Genomic DNA, 19,769 nt, shown 5'->3' on the forward strand with positions numbered 1-19,769 from the left:
GGGTGACGTGTGGGCGTGCGTGTTGGAGGTCAACGCGTGGCGGCGCCGCCGCGGCGACGCGCCGCTGGTCGGCTATCAGGGGTTGTGTCGGGAGTTGGCCGTCTCCGGGCCTGGCACGTTCGGCGAGGTGGACACGACTGGTGCCCGGTCGGTGCTGCGTAGGTTCTCCGATGCGTGGTTCGCGGCGGCGAAACGCCGAGCGGCGGGTGACGTGTCGGCGCGGTTTTCGCGACGTCGGCGGGGGCTGGTGCCGCTGCGCTGGTATCACGGCACCTTCGCCTTGGAGGGGCGTCGGGTGCGGATCCGGACGGCGAAGGGCAGTGCGCCGTTGTGGGTGCGCCTGTCGCGGGAGGTGCCGTACCCGGTAGAGCAGGTCCGGTCGATCACGCTGCTGTGTGAGGGTGGTCGGCTGTTCCTCGATGTCACCGCCGAAGTCCCCGTGGCGGTCTACCCGCCGGGTGCGCAGCTGGATCCGGGCCGGGTAGCCGGGGTCGATGTGGGGATCATCCACCCGTACGCGGTGGCCGGCCCCGATGGGAAAGCGCTGTTGGTGTCGGGGCGGGCGATCCGCGCCGAGCACCGCATGCACCTGGCCGACACCAAGACCCGCCGTCGCCCGTCGGGGCCCGAAGCTGGGCCAGCGGGGCTCACGGCGGCCGGCGTCGTGCGCGGCTGGTGGAGGGCCGGCATCGGCGGCGGGTCCGCCAGGCCCAACACGAAGCCGTCCACACCGTGATCACCTGGGCCCAACAGCAGGGGGTGGGTGTGCTGCACGTGGGTGACCCGCGCGGGGTGCTCGAGATCGCTGCGGGGCGGCGGCACAACCTGCGGCTACGACAGTGGCAGATCGGCCGACTCCTGCAGGTCCTCACCGACAAGGCCACCCTCGCCGGCATCACCGTCCGACTCGTCGACGAACGTGGCACCTCCTCCACCTGCCACCGGCGGGTCCCGAAACCGCGTGGGCGACCCTGACCTGCCCCCACTGCACCTTCACCGGGCACCGCGACCTCGTCGCGGCCGCCACCATCGCCACCCCTTTACCGGCCGCGGACCCATCACCCCGCCAGCCAGCGTCGTGCTGCCAGGGGTGGTCACGCACCGTCGAGCCGGCCTGCACCTACCCGGCGCCGGCCAGTCACGACGTGACCCCCGCCGCCCACCCCGGGCGGCGCGAGGATCAGTTGGCCCGCGCAGGCCCGCCCCACCACCCGACGGTGGGGAGTCGCTCACCCCAACGGTGAGGATCCACAACACCCACCGGACACCCGGCGAACGTTAGTGGAACCGCACTAGGGAGCGTTCCACCACCCACCGGCGGGGGTGCACGGCGAAGCCGCGCTGCTCGGTCGGCTTGCGGACGATCTCCAGGGTGGTACGCAGGCTGTCTCGGGTCCAATCGACCAAGCGTCCGGTGAAGCCTTGATCGGCGAAGACGTGCCGGATCGGGGTGGCCAGGTATGCGCCGAGCAGCGCCCGCTTGGCGCCGTCGCGATCCTGCCACGAGACGCGGCGAGGACGGTCACGGTGACCAACATGCCCAGGGTGTCAGTGACGATCAACCGCTTCCGTCCGTTCACCTTCTTGCCCGCGTCGTAGCCTCGGCTGTCCCGCCCGACGGTGCCAGCGCCCTTCACGCTCTGCGAGTCGATGATCTCCGCCGACGGCTCCGGTTCACGACCCTGCTGCACCCGCGCCTTGACCCTCAGCGCGGTCAGGAGCTTCTCGGTTAGGCCAGCGTCCTCCCACCGGGTGTGAAGTACCAGTACACGGTCTGCCACGGTGGCAGGTCAGCGGGCAAGTACCGCCACGGACAACCCGACCGCACGACATAATGAATCGCGTTCACGATCTCCCGCCGCGGATGCTTTTCCCGCCGGCCATCGGTGCTCGGCTCCGGCAGCAGCGGCTCGATCAGCGCCACTGGGCGTCGGTCAGGTCCGAGGGGTAATCAGGACGAGCAGACATCCGCGCCACACTGCCAAGCAGACCAACGGATGTCACGACGCCATGCCATGCACATCAGACCAAAGATCGCTCTCAGGGCAGTTCGCTCGCTTTGGCCCTGACCAGGCAGAACGGATGGCCGGCCGGATCGGTGAAGACCCTCCACCTACCCTCTCCCGGCTGGTTAGCCGGCTTGCCCGCGCCCAATTCCAGCAGCCTGGCCTCAGCCTCGTCCAGGTCCTCGACCGCGAAGTCGAGGTGGATCTGCTGGGGAAAAGTTTGATCTGGCCAGTGCGGTGCCCGGTAGTCCTCGACTCGTTGGAAGCCGATGAACATCCCGTCCTGACAGTTGAGGCCAGCAAACTCCGCGTCTGACTTCGGATGGGGTTCGAGGCCGGTGGCCTGCTGATAGAACGCCGCCAAAGCAAGCGGATCAGGGCAATCGAGTGTGACCGCGTTCAACTTCATCTGCAGGGCCATGGCACCTTCAAGCCGATCGATGAACCTCCGCGATGCACACCCTAGATCCACCGCTCGGTTTCCAGAGCTGCAGGCTAGGGTCAACGACAGTGAGCCACATCGAACCTTCTCAAACACGCTCTTAGCTACGTGCCGGCGCCGTGCAGCAAGCCGTGTCCTGGGTGCGCTGACCCAGTCCAACACCCGGACTACGGCGTCTCACGACGGCCGGACGCCGGTTACAGCGGCGGTGGGGCGGGGTGCCGCCCGGTGTGCTGCGGGGAGCGTTCCTCATCCGCGACCGCGACCGCACGTACACCGCTGCCTTCGATCACGTCTTCGACGCCCGAGTTCGGCGGAGATGTCTGGGGGCGCAAGACGGCGGATTGCGTGGTGCTGTCGGAACACCGAGCGAAATTCGGTCGCTCGCCGATGGCCTATTCGGACGCCTGCCGGGTGGTGGGTCAAGTCCACCGGTAACAACGCAGCGCTCGTGGGGGTAGGCCGCAGGGTCCGGGGGTACCGGGAGTCCCGCGCCTCCCGGTCTGCCGATCAAGGCGCGGTCCTTGACCTTGGCCGGGCTCCGATGGCGCGCGGCTGGGGCGAGGTTCCTTGGAGTTCCTGGAGTTCGGGACTGGTCGCGGATCCGATGGTGGGCAGGCCGCAGCCGCCGACGGGCCCCCGCGCCTGGGACCTCCGCTGCGACCTCCGCGACAACCACCCGCAGTGGCTTCCCCGCGGCCGCAGCGAGTACAAACCCTGACCTCCCCACAAACCCACAAAAGCCGCCTTGACGGGCGAAAGGTGCGTAGCGTTCAGGTGGGCCTGTGCCCGAGGACCCACCCACCGACAGGAAGGTATGAGATGTCGCTCGACGCGTTCCGCATCCCCGGCGGCTCCTTGGACGACCTGATCAGTCGGTTCTTCGGTGGAGACCCGTTCGCGGGACGTCCGGTGGAGCGCGTGGACCTGTCCCGGCTGCTCTCCACCGAATCGCGGCAACTGCTGCAACGGGCAGCCGAGCAGGCTGCGGCGTGGGGCAGCCCGTACCTCAACGTCGAGCACCTGCTGTGGGCCGCCGCCCAGTCCGACCCCACCCGCCGGATCCTCGACGCGAGCGGCGCCGACCCCGACGGCCTGGCCCGCCAGATCGAGGCGGCCGTCCCCAGAGGCAGGCCACGCGAGGACACGCCTCCGCTCGCGCCAGCGGCGAAGCGCGCCCTACTCGACGCGCACCGCGAGTCGCGACGGTCCGGCGCGACGTACATCGGCCCCGAACACATCCTGCTCGGCATCGCCGCGAACCCGGAGACGACCGCGGGCCAGGCGTTGCGCGCGCTCGGCGGGGCCGTCACCGGCCCCGCTCGGCCGGCGGGCGGCGCCGACGGGCGCGGCCTTAGCACCACCCCCACCTTGGACCAGTACGGGCGGGACCTCACCGAGGACGCCCGGGCGGGGCGGCTCGATCCGGTCGTCGGGCGTGACGACGAGATCGACGACACGATCGAGGTGCTCTCTCGGCGTACGAAGAACAATCCGGTGCTCACCGGCGAGCCGGGCGTCGGCAAGACGGCGATCGTCGAGGGCATCGCGCAGCGCATCGTCAACGACGACGTGCCCGAAACCCTGGCCAACCGGCGGGTGGTTGCCCTCGACCTGTCGGGGATGGTGGCGGGCGCCAAGTACCGCGGTGAGTTCGAAGAGCGACTGAAGAACGTGATCCAGGAGGTGACGTCCGCCGAGGACGGGTTGATCCTCTTCATCGACGAACTGCACGCCGTTGTCGGCGCGGGCGGCGGCGGCGAGGGGGCGATGGATGCCAGCAACATGCTCAAGCCCGCCCTGGCCCGCGGCGAACTGCACGTGGTCGGCGCGACGACGCTGAACGAGTACCGTCGCTACATCGAGAAGGACGCGGCGCTGGAGCGCCGGTTCCAGCCGATCCTGGTGTCGGAGCCGAGCGTGGAGGACACCGTCGCGATCCTCAAGGGCGTACGCGACCGGTACGAGGCGCACCATCAGGTGCGCTACACGGACGAAGCCCTGGACGCCGCGGCCGAGTTGTCCCACCGCTACATCACCGACCGGTTCCTGCCGGACAAGGCGATCGACCTGCTCGACCAGGCGGGGGCGCGGGTCCGGCTGCGTTCCCGCACCCCGGCTCCGGACAAGAAGGAGATCGAGAAGCGGCTGTCCCAGTTGCGCCGGGAGAAGGACAGCGCGGTGGCGAACGAGGACTACCAGCGCGCGGGTGCGCTGAAAGCCGAGATCAGTGCGGCCGAGCGGGACCTGGCGGCGGCGCAGGAGGGCACGCCACCGGTGCCCGAGGTGCACATGAGCGACATCGCCGAGGTGGTCAGCCGCCGTACCGGTGTTCCCGTCACCCAGCTCACGGAGGTGGAGAAGCAGAGGCTGCGGCGCATCGAGGAGCAACTGCACGAGCGCGTGGTCGGCCAGCACGAGGCCGTACGGGCCGTGGCGGCCGCCGTACGCCGGTCGCGTTCCGGGCTGAGTGACCCCCAGCGACCCGACGGGTCGTTCCTCTTCCTCGGACCCACCGGTGTCGGCAAGACCGAACTGGCCCGGGCCCTCGCCGCGGCGCTCTTCGGCGACGAGTCCAGCATGATCCGCTTCGACATGAGCGAGTTCCAGGAGCGGCACACGGTCAGCCGGCTGGTCGGGGCGCCCCCGGGCTACGTAGGGTACGAGGAGGCCGGCCAGCTCACCGAGGCGGTCCGGCGCCGGCCGTACTCGGTGCTGCTCTTCGACGAGGTGGAGAAGGCGCACGCGGATGTGTTCAACACGCTGCTGCAGGTGCTCGACGACGGTCGCCTCACCGACTCGCAGGGTCGCACGGTCGACTTCAGCAACACCATCCTGATCATGACGAGCAACATCGGCGCGGACCGCATTCTGGCCGCCCAGACGGCAGGGCGTCCGGTCAGCGACCTGCGCGAGGAACTGATGGGGCTGCTGGGGCAGCGGTTCCGGCCGGAGTTCCTCAACCGGATCGATGAGATCATCATCTTCACCGGCCTGGACCGGGAGCAACTCCGCGAGATCACCGGCCTGTTGCTTGACCGTACCCGCCGCCGGTTGCACGCACAGGACATCAACCTTGAGGTCAGTCCGGACGCCGTGCAGTGGCTGGCCAATCGGGGCTACCAGCCCGAGTACGGGGCGCGGCCACTGCGGCGCAGCATCCAGCGCGAGCTGGAAGACCGGCTGTCCACCCTGCTGCTCGAGGACGGGGCGAATCCGGGCGACACCATCGAGGTCAACGTCGTCGGCGGCGAACTCGACCTCTCGGTTCGGCCCGCCGCCGTGCCGGCCGGCGCGTGACGCCCACCCTCAGGAGCCGGTTCGGGAGTGGACCTGGGAAGGGTGTGCCCCAGATGTCACCGGTCGTTGACTGGGAGGGGCATGTCGCCACCCTGGCCCAGGGGTACGGGCACGTCATCGTCGACGAATGCCATGACCTCGACGCCGCCTCGTACGAGCACTCGGTCAAACGGATCGCCGCGCAGTTCTGGCTCGGCCTCACCGCCACCCCACCCGACGCGACGGCCTCGGCCAACTCGTCACCTGGCAACTCGGACCCGTCCGCCATACCCTGACCGACGAGAAACAAGGCACCCTGGCAGCAGCGATGCACACCGACGCCGGACCCCGACGAGCGCTGTTCATCCACGAGACCACATTCCAGCCCGGCGACATCGACCTGGACGAGGCCGGCGCGCTCGCCGAGGTGCACCGGCGACTGGCCCACGACGAGCCCCGCAACACCCGGATCGCCGACGACGTCGTCGCGGCCCTGAACCGTGGACGCAACTGTCTCGTCCTGACCCGGCGGGTCGCCCAGGTCGAAGCTCTCACCGCTCTGCTCGCCGCACGCGAACACCAGCCGCTCGTGCTTCAAGGCGCGATGAGCACCAGCGAACGCCGGATCATCGTTGACCGGCTCGACGGTGCCAAAGCCGGCGACGGACTGCTCGTCATCGGCACCACACCGTTCATCGGTGAAGGCTTCGATGCCCCCGCCCTCGACACCCTCTTCCTCGCCGGCCCGATCTCCTACGACGGCCCACTCGTCCAATGCGCCGGCCGCGTCATCCGCGCCGCACCCGGCATGGACCTCGCCGAGGTCCACGACTACCACGACCCGACCACCCCCATCCTCGCCGCCTCACTCCAACGCCGCATGCCCGGATACCGAACACTCGGCTTCACCCGGATATGAACGCACCGCACTCCCGGGCGTCTGCCATGACCCCCGGAAAGTCGACGCGTGGGAGACTGGCAGGGTGGTGAGCGTCCTGGAGCGTGAGGTCTTCTCGGAGGCGGAGGCTGCCCGGCTTCTGCGGGTGGCGCAGTCGACGCTGCACTACTGGCTGGAGGGCGACGAGCGTAAGGGGCGCAGACACAAACCCGTGCTGCGCACGGAGCCGCGCGGTGCCCGCTCGGTGACGTGGGCCGAGTTCGTCGAGGCGGGGCTGTTGCGGGAGTACCGCCGTACCCACCGGGTGCCGATGGTCGAGTTGCGGGCGTTCATCGACCTGCTCCGCGAGCGGTTCGGGGTGCCCTACCCGCTCGCCGACCGCCGACCCTACGTCGCCGGCAAGAAACTCGTGCTGCAAGCCCAGGCCGACGCCGGTCTCGACCCCGAATACTGCCTGGTGGCTGCGGTCGGGAATCAGTTGCTGCTCACTCCTCCGTCGGCGGCGTTCGTCGAGCGGGTCACCTGGGACGGCGACGTCGCCGCCGGCTGGCGACCGGACTCCAATCCCCAGTCGCCGGTGCGGATCCTGCCGGATGTCCGATTCGGTCGGCCGTCGATCAAGGGGATCAGCACCGAGGTGCTCTGGGAGCAGGACGAGGCAGGGCTGGACGTCGAGGAGATCGCCGAGACGTACCAGCTCGACGTGCCCGACGTGCGGTGGGCGTTGGCGTACGAGAACTCTCAGCGCGCGGCGTGAGCAGGATCAAGCCTGCCGAGGTCCGGTTCTACATCGATGCCGACCTTCTCGGGCTCGCTCGTGTCCTCGCCGGTCTCCGCTCCGACGTCACCTTTCCGGGCGACCCCGGCACGGTCATCCACAAGCGCCAACGCCCGCCGTGCCCGATCGCCTCGCCCGCGGTGAAGGACTCGGAATGGATCCCTCAGGTCGCTGGCCGCGGCTGGCTGATCGTCACCCGAGATCGCCACATCCAGGAGCACCGACTAGAGATCGCCGCCGTACGAGAGCACCGGGCCAAGATGGTCGCCCTCACAGCCGCCGACGCGGGCAGCGTCTTCGGCCAGTTGGAGGTCATGATGAGTCGCTGGCGCGATATCGAGCGCTGCCTCGCCGAGCCGCCGCCCTTCATCTACGCAGCTACCCGAACCACGATGAGGCAGATCCCGCTGATCTAACTGGGCGTGAAATTCGCTAGATCCCAGTTAGCAAATGGCGTTGCCCAAAGCGCCGCCTGAGCAGGACTTAGGTCCGGCGCTGCTGATCTTCAGCAAGCGAGCACAGCAACGCCTGCGTGCGACACACTAATACTGTAAAACAAATAGGAACCCGCTGGTGATTTGCCTGTGGAAACAGATAGAGCGTCGGGTTAGGAAACCGTTGCTCTATCCCCTGAGCTACGAGGGCGCGAGCGCCCAGTCTAGCGACCTGCGCGTCGACCCGGGGTGGCAGGGACTGGCCCGCGTTGACCTGGGTTGATCGGCCCGATGCGGGCGAGCGTCGACCACACGGATCGCGTCGACGACCGGGACCCGTGGCCCGGGTTGGCGGGCGGTGCAACTGGTTGACCCGGGATGGCACCTGCTGGAGAGCCTCCGCCCCGCTCATCCGATGATCTTGGGCTCCATCATCCGACGCCTCCTCGCGGCCTGTCCATGCTTAGCCTCGGTGATCATCGACCCGAAGGACCCGATGGCCGCGCGACGTTACAGACCACAGGTTCAGGCAACCCGTGCCGCGGTCCTCGTCGAGTGCGGTGGGCACCTTGCGCCCCATGTGGGAGACCAGTTGCTTGATGTAGCGGTGAGGGCGGTGGGTGACGACGCGTGTGGTCGAGTAGAGCATCTGATGCCTTTCCGCTCTACCTGGTGTTGATGAGCCTCGACCCGACCGGTGCCAACCACTGAGCACCTCCACAACCAGGATCAGCCGTTGACGTGGCACTCCCGATTGACTCCCCCATTTAGTGGACATACGGTGTCCACTATGAGAATGGGCAAGGGGGTCGAAGCGGCGCTCCACTGCTGTCTGGTCATGCACTGGCTGGATGGACGCCCCGTCACCTCGGCGCAACTCGCCGAGTTCTTCGACCTGCCGCCGGCCTACCTGCAGAAGACCCTGCGGGCACTGGTGGCCGACGGGCTAGCGGAAGCGGTTCGCGGCCAGTCCGGCGGTTTCACGCTGGCGCGCTCCGGCGCATCGATCTCCCTCATGGACGTCGTGGCAGCAGTGGAAGGGCGCGAACCGGCCTTCCACTGCGAGGAGATTCGGCTAGCTGGTCGATCCGGCACACTCGGCCCCCGCTCCGGTCAGTGCGCCATCGCGCACGCCATGAACCGTGCTGAGCTGACCTATCGCGCCGCCCTGGCGGCACAGAGCATCGCCGACCTCGCCGACCAGACCGGGCCGGGCGTCCGCGCTCGCACCATCGCTGCCCTGACCTGACCTCACCGTTGGCTCAGCGAGCCCCGCGCTCGCACGATCATCGAAGAATTATGGACATCGCATGTCGATTATTGTGTTGCGGTGGTGGCCTCGACTGCTGCCCCTTCTCGCCGCGACGATCTCGGTTGGAACCGACGCCTGGGTTGTCGCAGGCTTCCTGCCGAGGCTGGCGGACGACATGGGGGTGTCGATCGCCACCGCAGGGCTGTCCGTGACCGTCTTCGCTGTGGCGTACGCGCTCGCCGCGCCGGTACTCGCGGCGCTGACCAGCACGATCCGACCGCGTCTGGTTATCACTGTTGCCTTGGCGGTCCTTTCCGTGGCGAACATCGCGTGCGCCGTGAGCACTGGGTTCACGCTGTTTCTCGGCGGGCGGGTGCTGGCGGCCCTGGCCGCCTCGATCGTGACGCCCGCCGCAGGCGTTCTCGCCGCACGTGTCGCTGGCGAGCAACACCGCGGCCGCGCGTTGGCCTTGGTAATCGCGGGCCTGACGATCGCAACCGCCGTCGGCGTCCCGGTGGGCAGTGCCCTGGCCAGCGTTGCAAGCTGGCGGGCCGCCCTCCTCGGGGTCGCAGTGCTGGGCATTACTGCGGGACTGCTGATCCACAGGACGGCGCCGAACCCGCCCGCCGGCGCACGCCAGCGCGTTGCCGAACGCCTTGCACCCCTGATGCAGCCGCGAATCGTGGCCATTCTCGGCCTCACCACCCTGGGAATGGCAGCTGCTTACGTCCCGTACGCCTATGTCGCCAGGTTGCTGCCGACCGGGAACAGCGGATGGCTCGTCGGAGTCCTGACGGCCTATGGCATCGGCGCGGTCGCTGGATCGTTGGCCAGCGGGAATCTGACCGACAAGCTCGGGTCGAACCGCACCCTGGCAATCGCGTACGTACTGATGGCCCTGTCCTTCGCCGCCCTGGCCGCTCGTCCATCCGCGATCGCCGTGGTCGCCGCAGCCGCGGTCTGGGGTGCCGCGAGCTGGATGCAGACCCCACCCCAGCAGCATCGGCTACTTGCCGCCGCGCCGACGAACGGACCGGTGACCATCGGCACCAACGCCTCAGCCTTGTACGCCGGGATCGCCGCGGGTAACGCGCTGGGCGCAACACTCCTTACGGCGGGTAGCACGTACATGTGCCTGGTCGCGGCCGCCGGTGCCGTGGCGGCCCTGATGTGGAACCTCGTGCTGTCGCTCAGGCCCCGGCGAGCGGAGGTTGTCCTGTGACAGCTGCGACGACATCACACCAACAGCTCGACGACGGCTCCCGTTCATCGGCGGGGCGTCCTCCGTCGACGAACATTCCACGACGGAGAGTGAACCGGATGTAGACGGAGCGCGTGCATTCCAGTGGGACCTGAGGTCGACGCCCTCCCCGACCGCGTGTCGGTGGGTGTCGCCGGTCTTGGGCCCTGCCGGTGCCCGGTGCTCGTGAGACCGGTCGCCACCGGCGGGTTCTGCCGGCCGTAACGCACCGGGCCTCGGCCGGAGTTGGACGAAGGAGGGTCACCGAACCCGCCGTGCGGCGGCAGTCGGGCTCGCGACCGGCCGCCCGCGAAACACGTCGCCACCCGGCAAGGAGGAAGCTTGGCATGAACGAAGGACATTCCCGCACCGTCGTCCCACGCCGCGGCAACCCGGTGGTACCGAGCGGATCACCCGGGGCCGACCCGGCACCGAGGCGTGCCCGCCGCCGGGCGCGGGCGGGCATCGCCGTGCTGGCCCTGGTCGCATCCGGACTGCCCCTGACGGTCGCCACCCCGGCCAGCGCCGAGGAGGACGGCCCGACGATGCTCGACCGGAGGCTGGCGGTCCGGACGGCCGCCACCGGGCTGGTCAGCCCTACCGGCCTGGCACACATCGGCGACGACGACATGCTCGTGATCGAGAAGACGACCGGTCGGGTCCAACGTGTCGTCGACGGGACCGTCGCCGGCACGGCGCTGGACCTCGCCGTCAACTCCGCCTCCGAGCGGGGTCTGCTCGGGATCGCCCTGCACCCGCGCTTCCCGGCGGATCCCGGCGTCTACCTGTACTGGACGGAGAGCACGACCGGCGCGGACACCACGGCCATCGGCGAGACTCCGCTGCTCGGCAACCGGGTCGACCGGTTCGAGTGGAACGGAAGCACGCTCACGTTCGACCGCAACCTGATCCGCATCCGCGCCCCGCAGGAGGACGCCGGCCAGCCCGCACGCGGCAACCACAACGGCGGGGTGATCGCCTTCGGCCGGGACAGGAAGCTGTACGTCTTCACCGGCGACCTCGGCCGCCGCGGACACCTGCAGAACCTGACCTGCGGCCCCACCGCCGTCTGCCCGGGGCCGACCGTGCCCGACGACCAGTTCGGCGGCCCGCAGCCCGACAGCACCCACCTCAGCGGCGTCGTGCTGCGCCTCGACGACGACGGCGGCACGCCGCGCGACAACCCCTTCTTCCGCGCCGGTAGGGCCATGGGCGGCGAGGTCGGCGCCACCGTTCAGAAGATCTTCTCGTACGGCCACCGCAACGGCTTCGGCATGGCCGTCGATCCCGACACCGGCTACGTGTGGATGCAGGAGAACGGCGACGACAGCTTCAGCGAGATCAACCGGCTCGAACCGGGCATGAACGGCGGCTGGATCCAGATCGCGGGGCCGGTGCGGCGGGTCGGCCAGTTCAAGGAGATCGAGACGACGTTCGGCGGGCAGAATCTCCAGCAGCTGCGCTGGCCGCCCGCCAACATCGCGGACAGCCCGATCGAGGCGCTCCGCCGGCTCCACATGCTCCCCGGGGCGCACTACAGCGATCCCGAGTTCAGCTGGAAGTGGGAGGTCGCGCCCGGCGGGATGGGCTTCCTCGACAGCCGGAAGCTCGGGCCGCAGTTCGAGGGCGACCTGTTCATGGGTGCCGCGACGGGCGCTCTCGAAGGGGGCTACCTCTTCCGCTTCAACCTGACCGGCAACGGTCGGAAGATCGCCGTGGATGATCCGCGGCTGGCGGACCGGGTGGCGGACAACCTCGCCAAGCACGAGATCACGGAGAGCGAGAGCCTGCTGATCGGCCGGGACTTCGGCACCGTCACGGACATCGAGACCGACCCCGACGGCAACCTGTCCGTCCTGTCGCTCACGAACGGCACGGTCTACACGGTCTACCGGCGCTGACCCGACGGGGTGACCCGCCGGTCCGCGTGTCGGGCGGGCGGGTCACCCGCCCGCCCGACACCTAGCGGGTCGCCGGGTGCCCGTCCCCTGGGCCGGACCGCGGCGCCGTCGCGGTCCGGCGCCCGGCGGTGGGGTCAGCGGGCCAGGAACCCGCCCTCGATGAACAACTCCTGCGCGTTGACACCGCTGTTGCGCAGGAGGAAGTCGGTCGCGTCGACGACCTCCGCCATCGTCACCAGCCGGCCGATCGGGGTGCGGGCGAGGTGCGGGTGGTCGGACACGTCACGCCACTTCGGGCTGTCGCCCACGATGCCGGGGTGCACGACGTTGACCCGGTGCGGGGCGATCTCGACGGCCAGGGTCTTCACCAGGCCGGTGAGACCCGCGTTGTGAGTCGTGACCATGGTGGATCCGGGGTAGGGACGGTCCTTCGCCACCCCGCCGAAGAGCACCACCGAGGCGCCCGGGCGGAAGCGGTCGCGCAGGACCCGTACCGTCTCGGCGTAGCCGACCAGCTTGATGGTCAGCGCGGTGACCGCCGCGTCGAGATCGAACTCGCCCAGACTGTTCGGTACCTGGCTGGTGGCGGTGATGACCAGGTGGTCGACCTCCGTGACGTCGCCGAACGCGGAGGCGATGGTGTCCGGCTGGGAGAGGTCGACGCCAAGACCTCGGGTGGCGCCACCGATCTCGGCGGCCACGACCTCGGCGCGCGCCTTGTCCCGGCTGGTGACGACGACCGTGTCACCGCGGTCCGCGAAATGCTGGGCGATCACCCGCCCCAGCCCGCTACTTCCTCCGACGACGATGGACGTGCTCATGCGGCCCTGTTCCTCTCACCGGTCATACCTTGATCAGCAGCTACTGACAGTAGCGCGGCGAGGAGCGGCGCTGCGGTCGCGCGGGACGCCGTCCGGCCGGTTTTCGAGAGACGTGCCTCACCTTCGTCGAACCGGCGTCCGCGGGTCGACGTGTGGGTGAACGAACGGCCAAGGGCCGGTGTCGCCGGGCTCGCGGGGCGGGAGGGGAGCGGGTCTGCGGGCGGCGGCACGTGGTGCCGTACCCCTTCCGGTCCACGCCTGCCGCCGTGGCGATGGCGCCTTCCCGAAAGCCGGTCGACAACACGGAGAGTGATCGCCGTCGCATCGAAGTCGCCTCCGGCCCGGGCGCGCGGGATGAGGGCCGGCGTACGCGGGCACGGGCGCACGGAGCGGCGGCAGGCTCTCGGGTCGGGAGCCTGCCGCCGCGCCGGTGGTCAGCCGTGGACGGCTCAGGTGCAGGTGATCACCGGGATCGCCCAGTCGGCGTGGTCGTAGTCCTGGCCGTCAACCGGTTCCGTTCGGAGTTCGATGAGATCCACCCCGTCGACCGGGACGTCCAGCGGTACGCCGTCGCCCGCGCCGGTGGCCTCGGCCTCGGCGAGCCGTTCACCGTTCCAAGCCTCGAAGCAGACCTGGCCCCGGTCACCGACCTCGGCGTCGATCCCGACGGTCCCGGTGAACGGGCTGCATCGCGAGCCGAGGAAGTAGTCGATCACGCCCGGCGCGTGGGTGCCCAGGCCCGCGACGGGTGTGGCGCCACACATGCTCATCGACACCGACGCCAACACGTTGTCGAACCGGCCGACGTCGTCAATCAGCACCCGCTTGCCCTCGGCCACCCGCCGCAGCCCACGACGCGACAACTTGGCCCGAGGCTCGGCAGCGAGGGTGGTGTCTTGCCGCTACACGTGCCCGCAGCCGGTACACCGGTAGCGGCGCACGACCACCTCCGGTGGCACGTCGGTCACGCGGACAGGGTGCCAGAAGACACCAGGCCGGCTGGCGCCCAAGTGCTGACACCGATCGACGCCCTCCCCGAAGGGCCCGAGGTTAGTCGTTTTCAGCCCACCGGCCGGGGTATCGGCGAGTCACGAGTTCAACCAGTTCGGGATCGGTCCGACGCACAACGTCGACGATGCTTCGGGAGTTGAGCGAGTCAAGTACGTACATGTTGAACGTGTAGGACACGCTCAACCTGTCCGGGCCGGAGTACTTGAGCACATCGCGACAGAATAGGCAGAAACGCTCGACCAGATCTTGGTCTATGTCGACCACGCCCAGCTTGTGAAATATCGTGGGACCAATAGCGTGGATCACATACTCGTAGTCGTCTACTGGCTTCGGCGTTTCATCTTCGTCGATTGCTCGCTGAAGTTCGTCACAGAGAAGCTCCTTGATGTCCTCGCGGGCTTCCGGGAAGTGCTGCCAGGCCGCATTGCCGATGGCACCAAGATCCACACCTTACTCAACTGTCACGACCTCCAAGCGAATGACTAACCACATGCACAGGCCGCCGCCCAGCCACCCTCGAGCGTCAGCCGATGCAATCGGGGACACCATCACCGTTTGAGATCCTCGTCAACCGGGCCAGCGACGACGGCGGGAGTGGACTTCGGCTTTGTCGCAGCTGGGCCGGCAGGGTCGGGGCGCTCACGATCACCGCGAGCGCCACGGCGCGGTCCAGGCGAGCAGGCGCCGGGACGGGAAGAAATTGGACGAGGTTCCCCCATGCTGAGAGTTCCCGGATCGGGTGCGCCTGGGCGGGCCGGGCGTGTTCGCAGACGCCTGGGCGGCGGACGCCGAAGCGGTACCGGCACGTGGCACTGGGACTTGCCGTGGCGTGGCGTGGTTGGGCCGGTCGACAAGCCCATCAGGCTCAACTCAAGGGGCGAGTCGCCTGCACGAAGGTGATCCGGCCGAACCTGTGGTCGGCGTGCGCGATCTCCCGGGCGTCGCCGAACCCGGCGTCCGCCAGGAGGTTGACGATGCCATCGCCGTGGTTGCGTGCCACGACCGGGCTGTGCGCCACCCGGGAAGGCCTGAGGCGGGTCAGATGCCGGAGGACGTGGACAAGGCTGCCACCATGGCGGTGCGTTGGTTGTCCAGGGTCCTCAAGGTGGGAAGCTGGGCCGCCGAAATCGACGATCGTGACCTTTCCTCCCGGCCGAAGAGCACGCAGCACGTCGCGCGCGAACGCGATCCGACCGTCGTCATCGACGTGATGCAGGGCCAACGACGAGACCACGTGGTCGAGCGAGGCGTCCTCAGCGGGGATCCGGTCGGCGTAGCCCTGGACGAGGGTGAGAGCGACGTTGCGGCGTCGCGCCTTGCGCGCTGCCCTGCGCAGGGCGTCTCCGTCGGGGTCGAGGCCGGTCACCCATGCGCTCGGCTGGGCCGCGAGCACAGCGAACGAGAGGTTGCCCGTGCCGCAACCGACGTCAACCACCGTCTGGCCGGGCTCGATTCCGGCGAGCTCGACCGCGCGTTCGTGCAGTGCCCGGACACCAGCCACCCGGGTGAGGGCGTCGTAGAACGGGAGAAGCCAGCTCTTTCGCGCGCCCGGCAGGAACGGACGGTCCCGGTCCTCCGGAGTCCGCCGGTCGAGGATGCGTACGCGGTTCGAAGCTGCCATGGGTGCCTCCTGCGCGGTGTCGGTCTGCCGCGGCGGCCCGTGACAGACTCGGTGTCGTCACCGTCAATTCTTGGATATTCTGCGGTTACCGAGCAGGATTTAAGTTGGAAGCCATGGGACATTCCTCGGTCAGTGACTCGCCGGGCATCCGATCGAGGCTACGCACGGTGCGGGCCGACGGGACGCCGGTCTACCGCTACCGGCAGCGCCCCGGCCTCCCTCCTGTCTCGGTGACCCGCTTCGACACCGAAGCCGCCCACTCCGGCCCCCTGCCGGACCACCGGCATGCCCACGACTTCTTCGTCCTGGTCTACGTCGAGGAGGGCATGGGCTCGTTCACCCTCGACGGTGCCGAACGACCGCTGCGCGCCGGCGAGGTCCACGCGGTATCGCCCGGGCAGGTCATCGGCGTCGCGACCATGGCCGAGCTCACCCGCGGTCGCGCGTGGTCGGTAGCGTTCACACCGGACGCCGTTCCCGCCCTGAGATCGGTCTCCCCACTGGTCTGGACGCACCATCCCCTCCTCGCCCTGTTCGCCTCCAGCGCGGGGCACGGGCGGATCGCCGAGCCCGACCGGGCCAACTGGTCGGCGTGGCTGGCGGACCTGGCCGAGGAACTCGCCGACCCTGGCCGTCTCGGCGCCCCCGAGGCCGTCGCCGCGCTGCTCACCCGGCTTCTGGTCGCGGCCGCGCGACTGGCAGCCAGCGCTCCGGCCACGCCGGACCCACTCGTCGAGCGGGTCTTCGCCGAGATCGAGGCAACCTTCCGCGAACCGGTCTCCGCCGCCGATGTCGCTCGCACGCTCGGCTACACCCCGGGGCACCTCACGACCGTGCTCCGCCGGCGCACCGGCCGCCCCCTGCTTGAATGGATCACCGAACGGCGCATGACCGAGGTCCGGCGAATGCTGCGCGAGACCGACCTGCCGCTCGACGCCGTGGCCGCCCAAACCGGCCTGCGCGACGCCACGTATCTCGTCCGCCGCTTCCGCGACCGCTACGGCATCACCCCTCAGCGATGGCGCCGCACCCAGCGAGCATGGCCATGACAGTGGCTACCCGCACATGGCGCAGTCCAGACGCTCGCCATGGCCGGTAAGCGACTCGCCATGCCGATGAGAGTGCGTCCCAAGGCGGCAATGAACCCGTCATAGCCAGGGAACCAATGGGCGAGGTCGCCGACTCGACGGACCGCGCCTGGGCCGCGGGTGTCAATGCCGAGGTGCGCCGGCCGGAATGGCCCTTGCGGCGTCCGGCGCGGGATCTCGCCAGCCACCGACGCCGCCGATCCAATGGGCTTATGGTGACAAACTGGGTGGAAGTGGTGCGTTGATCTCGGGCGGGTGCGCGCTCCACACGACGTGTCTGTGAACGGAGGGTGGACCGTTGACCGAGAGGATCTCGGCGTGCCCGCCGACGGCTCGCCGTTCGGCAGCTCGCCGCCTCGCCGCGGTTGACGCAGGTCGCGGGAGACCCGGCGTCGCCGACGCCCGCGGCGCGTCCCGGGGAACGCTCGCCGTGACGACCGGGAACGCCCGCGGCGTCCGCCACTGCTGAGATGGACTGGGCCGGATGGGCGTTGTTTGGTCTGGTCGCCACCACGGCGCTCACCGCGGCGCTCGTTGCCGCGCAACTGGCCGGCCTCACCCGGCTCGACTTTCCCCTGGTGCTCGGGACCGTCGTCACCGAGGATCCCGACCGGGCCCGGATCGTCGGGTTCCTCATGCACCTGGGCATCGGTCAGGGCTTCGCCCTCGGGTACGCCGCCACGTTCGCCCTGCTACACCGCGCCACGTGGTGGATCGGGGCGCTGCTCGGTGCGGTCCACGTGGGCATCGCGCTCACGGTGATCCTGCCGCTGCTTCCGGGTGTGCACCCGCGCATGGCCTCACCGCGCGCGGGCCCCGCCAGCACCGCCGTGCTGGAGCCGCCCGGCCTGTTCGCCGTCAACTACGGCGTCCAGACTCCCACGGTCGCCGTGGTCGTCCACATCCTCTACGGGGCCGTCCTCGGACTGCTCCTCGACGCCACGTGACCCGCTCTCCCGGCCCGACGAGGACGTGCTGGCCAGCGCACCGCGGATGCCGAGGCCGACGGCGCGCGATCGTCCGGAGGCGATGTCATGACCGGTGAGCCCCTGGTGGCGCGTCCGCGATCCTCCATGGGGATCGCGGACTACGGGCTGCTGGGTGACACGCGCACCGCCGCCCTGGTGGCCGCTGACGGCGGGATCGACTGGCTCTGCGTCCCCCGCTTCGACGGCGAGCCCCTGTTCGGCCGCCTGGTCGGGGGGTCGGAGGCGGGAACGTTCCGGGTCGGCCCGGCCGGGCCGGTACTTGCCGTCGAGCGCCGCTACCGGCAGCACACCGCCACCGTGGAGACGACCTGGACGGTGGGCGACGGCCGCCTCGGCCTCACCGAGGGCATGGTGGCCGAGGTCAGCGGCCGTCTGCTGCCCGGAACCCTGCTCGTGCGGCGGCTGTCGGCCGAGGGGGCGCCCGTCGCCGCCGTCATCGAGTTCGATCCACGCCTCGGCGTACGGCACCGGCGTCCCCGGGTCGATCAGCGACGCTGGGCCCTGGTGTGCCAGTGGGGGTCGCTGGCGGTCTCGCTGCGCAGCTCGCCCGAGCTGGCCATCGAGCCGGGTCGACCCACCTCGATCACGGTCACACCGGGCCGTCCGGTCACCCTGGTGCTGGCCGTGGCCGACCGCGAACCGCTGGTCCACGTCGAGCCGGCAGCCGCCTGGGCATTGCTCGGCGAGGACGAGGAGCGCTGGCGGGAGTGGTCCGCCGGGATCGACGAATCGCTGCCCTTCCGTGAGCACGTCGTCCGAAGCCTGCTGACCACGCGGCTGCTGACCTACTCGCCCTCGCGATCCCCGGTGGCGGCGCCCACCACGTCACTGCCCGAGGATCCGGGCGGGGTACGCAACTGGGACTACCGGTACGTGTGGCCGCGCGACGCCAGCATCAGCGTCAGTGCCTTCCTCAGCGTCGGCAAGGCCGACGAGGCCCGCGGTTTCCTCGCGTGGCTGCTGCATGCCAGCCGGTTGCAGCGGCCCCGCCTGCCGGCGCTGCTCACGCTGCACGGCCGCCACGTACCGGCCGAGCGGGAGCTGCCCGGCTGGCCCGGCTATCTCGACAGCGTCCCGGTACGAGTCGGCAACGGTGCCGCCGGCCAGCACCAGCTCGACGGGTACGGCTGGGTGATCGACGCCGCCTGGGCGTTCGCGCAGGCCGGTCACCGCCTCTACAGCGAGACCTGGCGGGCGGTGCGCGGCTTCGCCGACGTGGTGGCCCGTTGCTGGCAGGAGCCCGACGCCGGCATCTGGGAAGTCCGCGAACCCGCCCACCACGTCCACTCCAAGCTCATGGGTTGGCTCGCCCTGGACCGGGCCCTGCGCATCGCCGAGACCCACCCGCTGCGGGATCGTCAACGGCGACGCTGGCAGGCGGCGCGGGATGCCATCGCCGCCGAGGTCCGGACGCGCGGCTTCGACCCGACACAGGCCAGCTACGTCCGCAGCTACGGCTCCGCGGACCTCGACGCGGCCCTGCTCGTCCTGCCGCTGCTCGACATGGACGACATCGACTCGCCCCGGGTACACGGCACCATCGACGCCATCCGCGACAGGCTCTCGGCCGGCGGCCCGCTCCTCTACCGCTACCCGCCGGGACGTGACGGCTTCCCCGGCAGCGAGGCCGCCTTCCTCCCGTGCTCGTTCTGGCTGGTGCAGGCCCTGGCCCGCACGGGGCGCCACCGCGAGGCGGTCGAGCTGTTCCAGGAAATGGTCGAGTACGCCACCCCGCTCGGCCTCTACGCCGAGGAGCTGGACCCCGCGACCGGCGCCCATCTCGGCAACTTCCCGCAGACGCTCACCCACGCCGCGCTCGTCCAGGCCGCGCTCGCGATTCGAGACGCCCCGCGCCCGTGATCCCGGATCGCCGGGCCCGTGGCCTCCGGGCCCGTGGCTTTCGGAGCCCGTGGCTTCCGGACCAGGAGTCACCCCGGTCCCGGTCAGGGACGTGATGGCGAGCCGCTGTGCGTTGGCGTGCAGCCCTGACCGGGGGCTGGAGTGGCCTC

Annotated in this window: 21 protein-coding genes and 2 pseudogenes; 13 read left to right on the forward strand and 10 right to left on the reverse strand. The window is 69.8% G+C overall.

Annotation, left to right across the window (positions count from 1 at the left end):
* The first annotated feature begins 19 nt into the window (after positions 1-19).
* Complete coding sequence (locus OG994_RS21745) at positions 20-736, forward strand: hypothetical protein (protein WP_328850797.1); 717 nt, start codon at positions 20-22, stop codon at positions 734-736.
* Positions 733-975, forward strand: a complete 243-nt coding sequence (locus OG994_RS21750) for a zinc ribbon domain-containing protein (RefSeq protein ID WP_328850798.1) — start codon at positions 733-735, stop codon at positions 973-975. The genes OG994_RS21745 and OG994_RS21750 overlap by 4 nt, the downstream gene beginning before the upstream one ends.
* Positions 976-1,278: 303 nt before the next feature.
* On the opposite strand, the gene OG994_RS21755 is transcribed toward OG994_RS21750, so the two are convergent.
* From OG994_RS21755 to OG994_RS21760, 4 genes and pseudogenes are all read right to left on the reverse strand, one after another.
* Positions 1,279-1,407: a hypothetical protein gene (locus OG994_RS21755; RefSeq protein WP_328850799.1), complete on the reverse strand. Its 129-nt coding sequence runs from the start codon at positions 1,405-1,407 to the stop codon at positions 1,279-1,281.
* 98 nt (positions 1,408-1,505) lie between these two features.
* Positions 1,506-1,781 (reverse strand): annotated as a pseudogene (locus tag OG994_RS31600) (transposase); the annotation flags it as partial.
* Positions 1,730-1,924, reverse strand: coding sequence for a transposase (locus OG994_RS31605; protein WP_363663039.1), 195 nt, complete (start codon positions 1,922-1,924; stop codon positions 1,730-1,732). The pseudogene OG994_RS31600 and the gene OG994_RS31605, both read right to left, overlap by 52 nt.
* Positions 1,925-2,040: 116 nt before the next feature.
* Positions 2,041-2,427, reverse strand: coding sequence for a VOC family protein (locus OG994_RS21760; RefSeq protein WP_328850800.1), 387 nt, complete (start codon positions 2,425-2,427; stop codon positions 2,041-2,043).
* An 843-nt stretch (positions 2,428-3,270) separates the two neighbouring features.
* On the opposite strand from OG994_RS21760, the gene OG994_RS21765 reads away from it, so the two are divergent.
* From OG994_RS21765 to OG994_RS21785, 5 genes are all read left to right on the forward strand, one after another.
* Positions 3,271-5,748: an ATP-dependent Clp protease ATP-binding subunit gene (locus OG994_RS21765; protein WP_328850801.1), complete on the forward strand. Its 2,478-nt coding sequence runs from the start codon at positions 3,271-3,273 to the stop codon at positions 5,746-5,748.
* 53 nt (positions 5,749-5,801) lie between these two features.
* Positions 5,802-6,023 carry a DEAD/DEAH box helicase family protein gene (locus tag OG994_RS21770; protein WP_328850802.1) on the forward strand — a complete coding sequence of 74 codons (222 nt, stop codon included), beginning with the start codon at positions 5,802-5,804 and terminating at the stop codon, positions 6,021-6,023.
* A 32-nt stretch (positions 6,024-6,055) separates the two neighbouring features.
* Positions 6,056-6,646 (forward strand): DEAD/DEAH box helicase, encoded by a 591-nt coding sequence (locus OG994_RS21775; protein WP_328850803.1) that lies wholly within the window; start codon positions 6,056-6,058, stop codon positions 6,644-6,646.
* 64 nt (positions 6,647-6,710) lie between these two features.
* Positions 6,711-7,382 carry a DUF433 domain-containing protein gene (locus OG994_RS21780; protein ID WP_328850804.1) on the forward strand — a complete coding sequence of 224 codons (672 nt, stop codon included), beginning with the start codon at positions 6,711-6,713 and terminating at the stop codon, positions 7,380-7,382.
* On the forward strand, positions 7,379-7,819 hold the full coding sequence (locus tag OG994_RS21785; RefSeq protein WP_328850805.1) for a PIN-like domain-containing protein: 441 nt from the start codon (positions 7,379-7,381) through the stop codon (positions 7,817-7,819). Before OG994_RS21780 ends, OG994_RS21785 begins: the two co-directional genes overlap by 4 nt.
* 481 nt (positions 7,820-8,300) lie before the next feature.
* Here the strand turns inward: OG994_RS21785 and OG994_RS31610 are convergent, their stop codons facing one another.
* Positions 8,301-8,615, reverse strand: a complete 315-nt coding sequence (locus OG994_RS31610; protein ID WP_407942542.1) for a DUF2218 domain-containing protein — start codon at positions 8,613-8,615, stop codon at positions 8,301-8,303.
* Between the two features lie 12 nt (positions 8,616-8,627).
* Between OG994_RS31610 and OG994_RS21790 the strand changes: the two genes are divergently transcribed.
* From OG994_RS21790 to OG994_RS21800, 3 genes are all read left to right on the forward strand, one after another.
* The gene (locus OG994_RS21790) at positions 8,628-9,086 is read left to right on the forward strand and encodes an RrF2 family transcriptional regulator (protein ID WP_328850806.1); all 459 of its coding nucleotides are present in this window, start codon (positions 8,628-8,630) and stop codon (positions 9,084-9,086) included.
* A 61-nt stretch (positions 9,087-9,147) separates the two neighbouring features.
* Positions 9,148-10,311 (forward strand): MFS transporter, encoded by a 1,164-nt coding sequence (locus tag OG994_RS21795; RefSeq protein ID WP_328850807.1) that lies wholly within the window; start codon positions 9,148-9,150, stop codon positions 10,309-10,311.
* A gap of 365 nt (positions 10,312-10,676) precedes the next feature.
* A complete protein-coding gene (locus OG994_RS21800; RefSeq protein ID WP_328850808.1) occupies positions 10,677-12,230 on the forward strand; it encodes a PQQ-dependent sugar dehydrogenase in 1,554 nt (517 codons plus the stop codon).
* 134 nt (positions 12,231-12,364) lie between these two features.
* Here the strand turns inward: OG994_RS21800 and OG994_RS21805 are convergent, their stop codons facing one another.
* The 5 genes and pseudogenes from OG994_RS21805 to OG994_RS21825 all read right to left on the reverse strand — a co-directional run bounded on the left by OG994_RS21805 (position 12,365) and on the right by OG994_RS21825 (position 15,683).
* Positions 12,365-13,051, reverse strand: coding sequence for an SDR family NAD(P)-dependent oxidoreductase (locus OG994_RS21805; protein WP_328850809.1), 687 nt, complete (start codon positions 13,049-13,051; stop codon positions 12,365-12,367).
* Between the two features lie 449 nt (positions 13,052-13,500).
* The gene (locus tag OG994_RS21810; RefSeq protein WP_328850810.1) at positions 13,501-13,821 is read right to left on the reverse strand and encodes an NPCBM/NEW2 domain-containing protein; all 321 of its coding nucleotides are present in this window, start codon (positions 13,819-13,821) and stop codon (positions 13,501-13,503) included.
* Positions 13,790-14,034: pseudogene (locus OG994_RS21815) on the reverse strand (ISL3 family transposase); the annotation flags it as partial. The pseudogene OG994_RS21815 and the gene OG994_RS21810, both read right to left, overlap by 32 nt.
* A gap of 67 nt (positions 14,035-14,101) precedes the next feature.
* Positions 14,102-14,509: a hypothetical protein gene (locus OG994_RS21820; protein WP_328850811.1), complete on the reverse strand. Its 408-nt coding sequence runs from the start codon at positions 14,507-14,509 to the stop codon at positions 14,102-14,104.
* Positions 14,510-14,927: 418 nt separating this feature from the next.
* Positions 14,928-15,683: a class I SAM-dependent methyltransferase gene (locus OG994_RS21825; RefSeq protein ID WP_328850812.1), complete on the reverse strand. Its 756-nt coding sequence runs from the start codon at positions 15,681-15,683 to the stop codon at positions 14,928-14,930.
* Between the two features lie 167 nt (positions 15,684-15,850).
* On the opposite strand from OG994_RS21825, the gene OG994_RS21830 reads away from it, so the two are divergent.
* The 3 genes from OG994_RS21830 (at position 15,851) to OG994_RS21840 (ending at position 19,620) form a co-directional block, all read left to right on the forward strand.
* On the forward strand, positions 15,851-16,732 hold the full coding sequence (locus OG994_RS21830; protein WP_328850813.1) for an AraC family transcriptional regulator: 882 nt from the start codon (positions 15,851-15,853) through the stop codon (positions 16,730-16,732).
* A 509-nt stretch (positions 16,733-17,241) separates the two neighbouring features.
* Positions 17,242-17,718, forward strand: coding sequence for a hypothetical protein (locus OG994_RS21835; protein WP_328850814.1), 477 nt, complete (start codon positions 17,242-17,244; stop codon positions 17,716-17,718).
* A gap of 87 nt (positions 17,719-17,805) precedes the next feature.
* Positions 17,806-19,620: a glycoside hydrolase family 15 protein gene (locus tag OG994_RS21840; protein ID WP_328850815.1), complete on the forward strand. Its 1,815-nt coding sequence runs from the start codon at positions 17,806-17,808 to the stop codon at positions 19,618-19,620.
* Positions 19,621-19,769 lie beyond the last annotated feature (149 nt).

This window comes from Micromonospora globbae, assembly GCF_036184225.1.
GTDB classification, from domain to species: Bacteria; Actinomycetota; Actinomycetes; order Mycobacteriales; family Micromonosporaceae; genus Micromonospora; species Micromonospora globbae.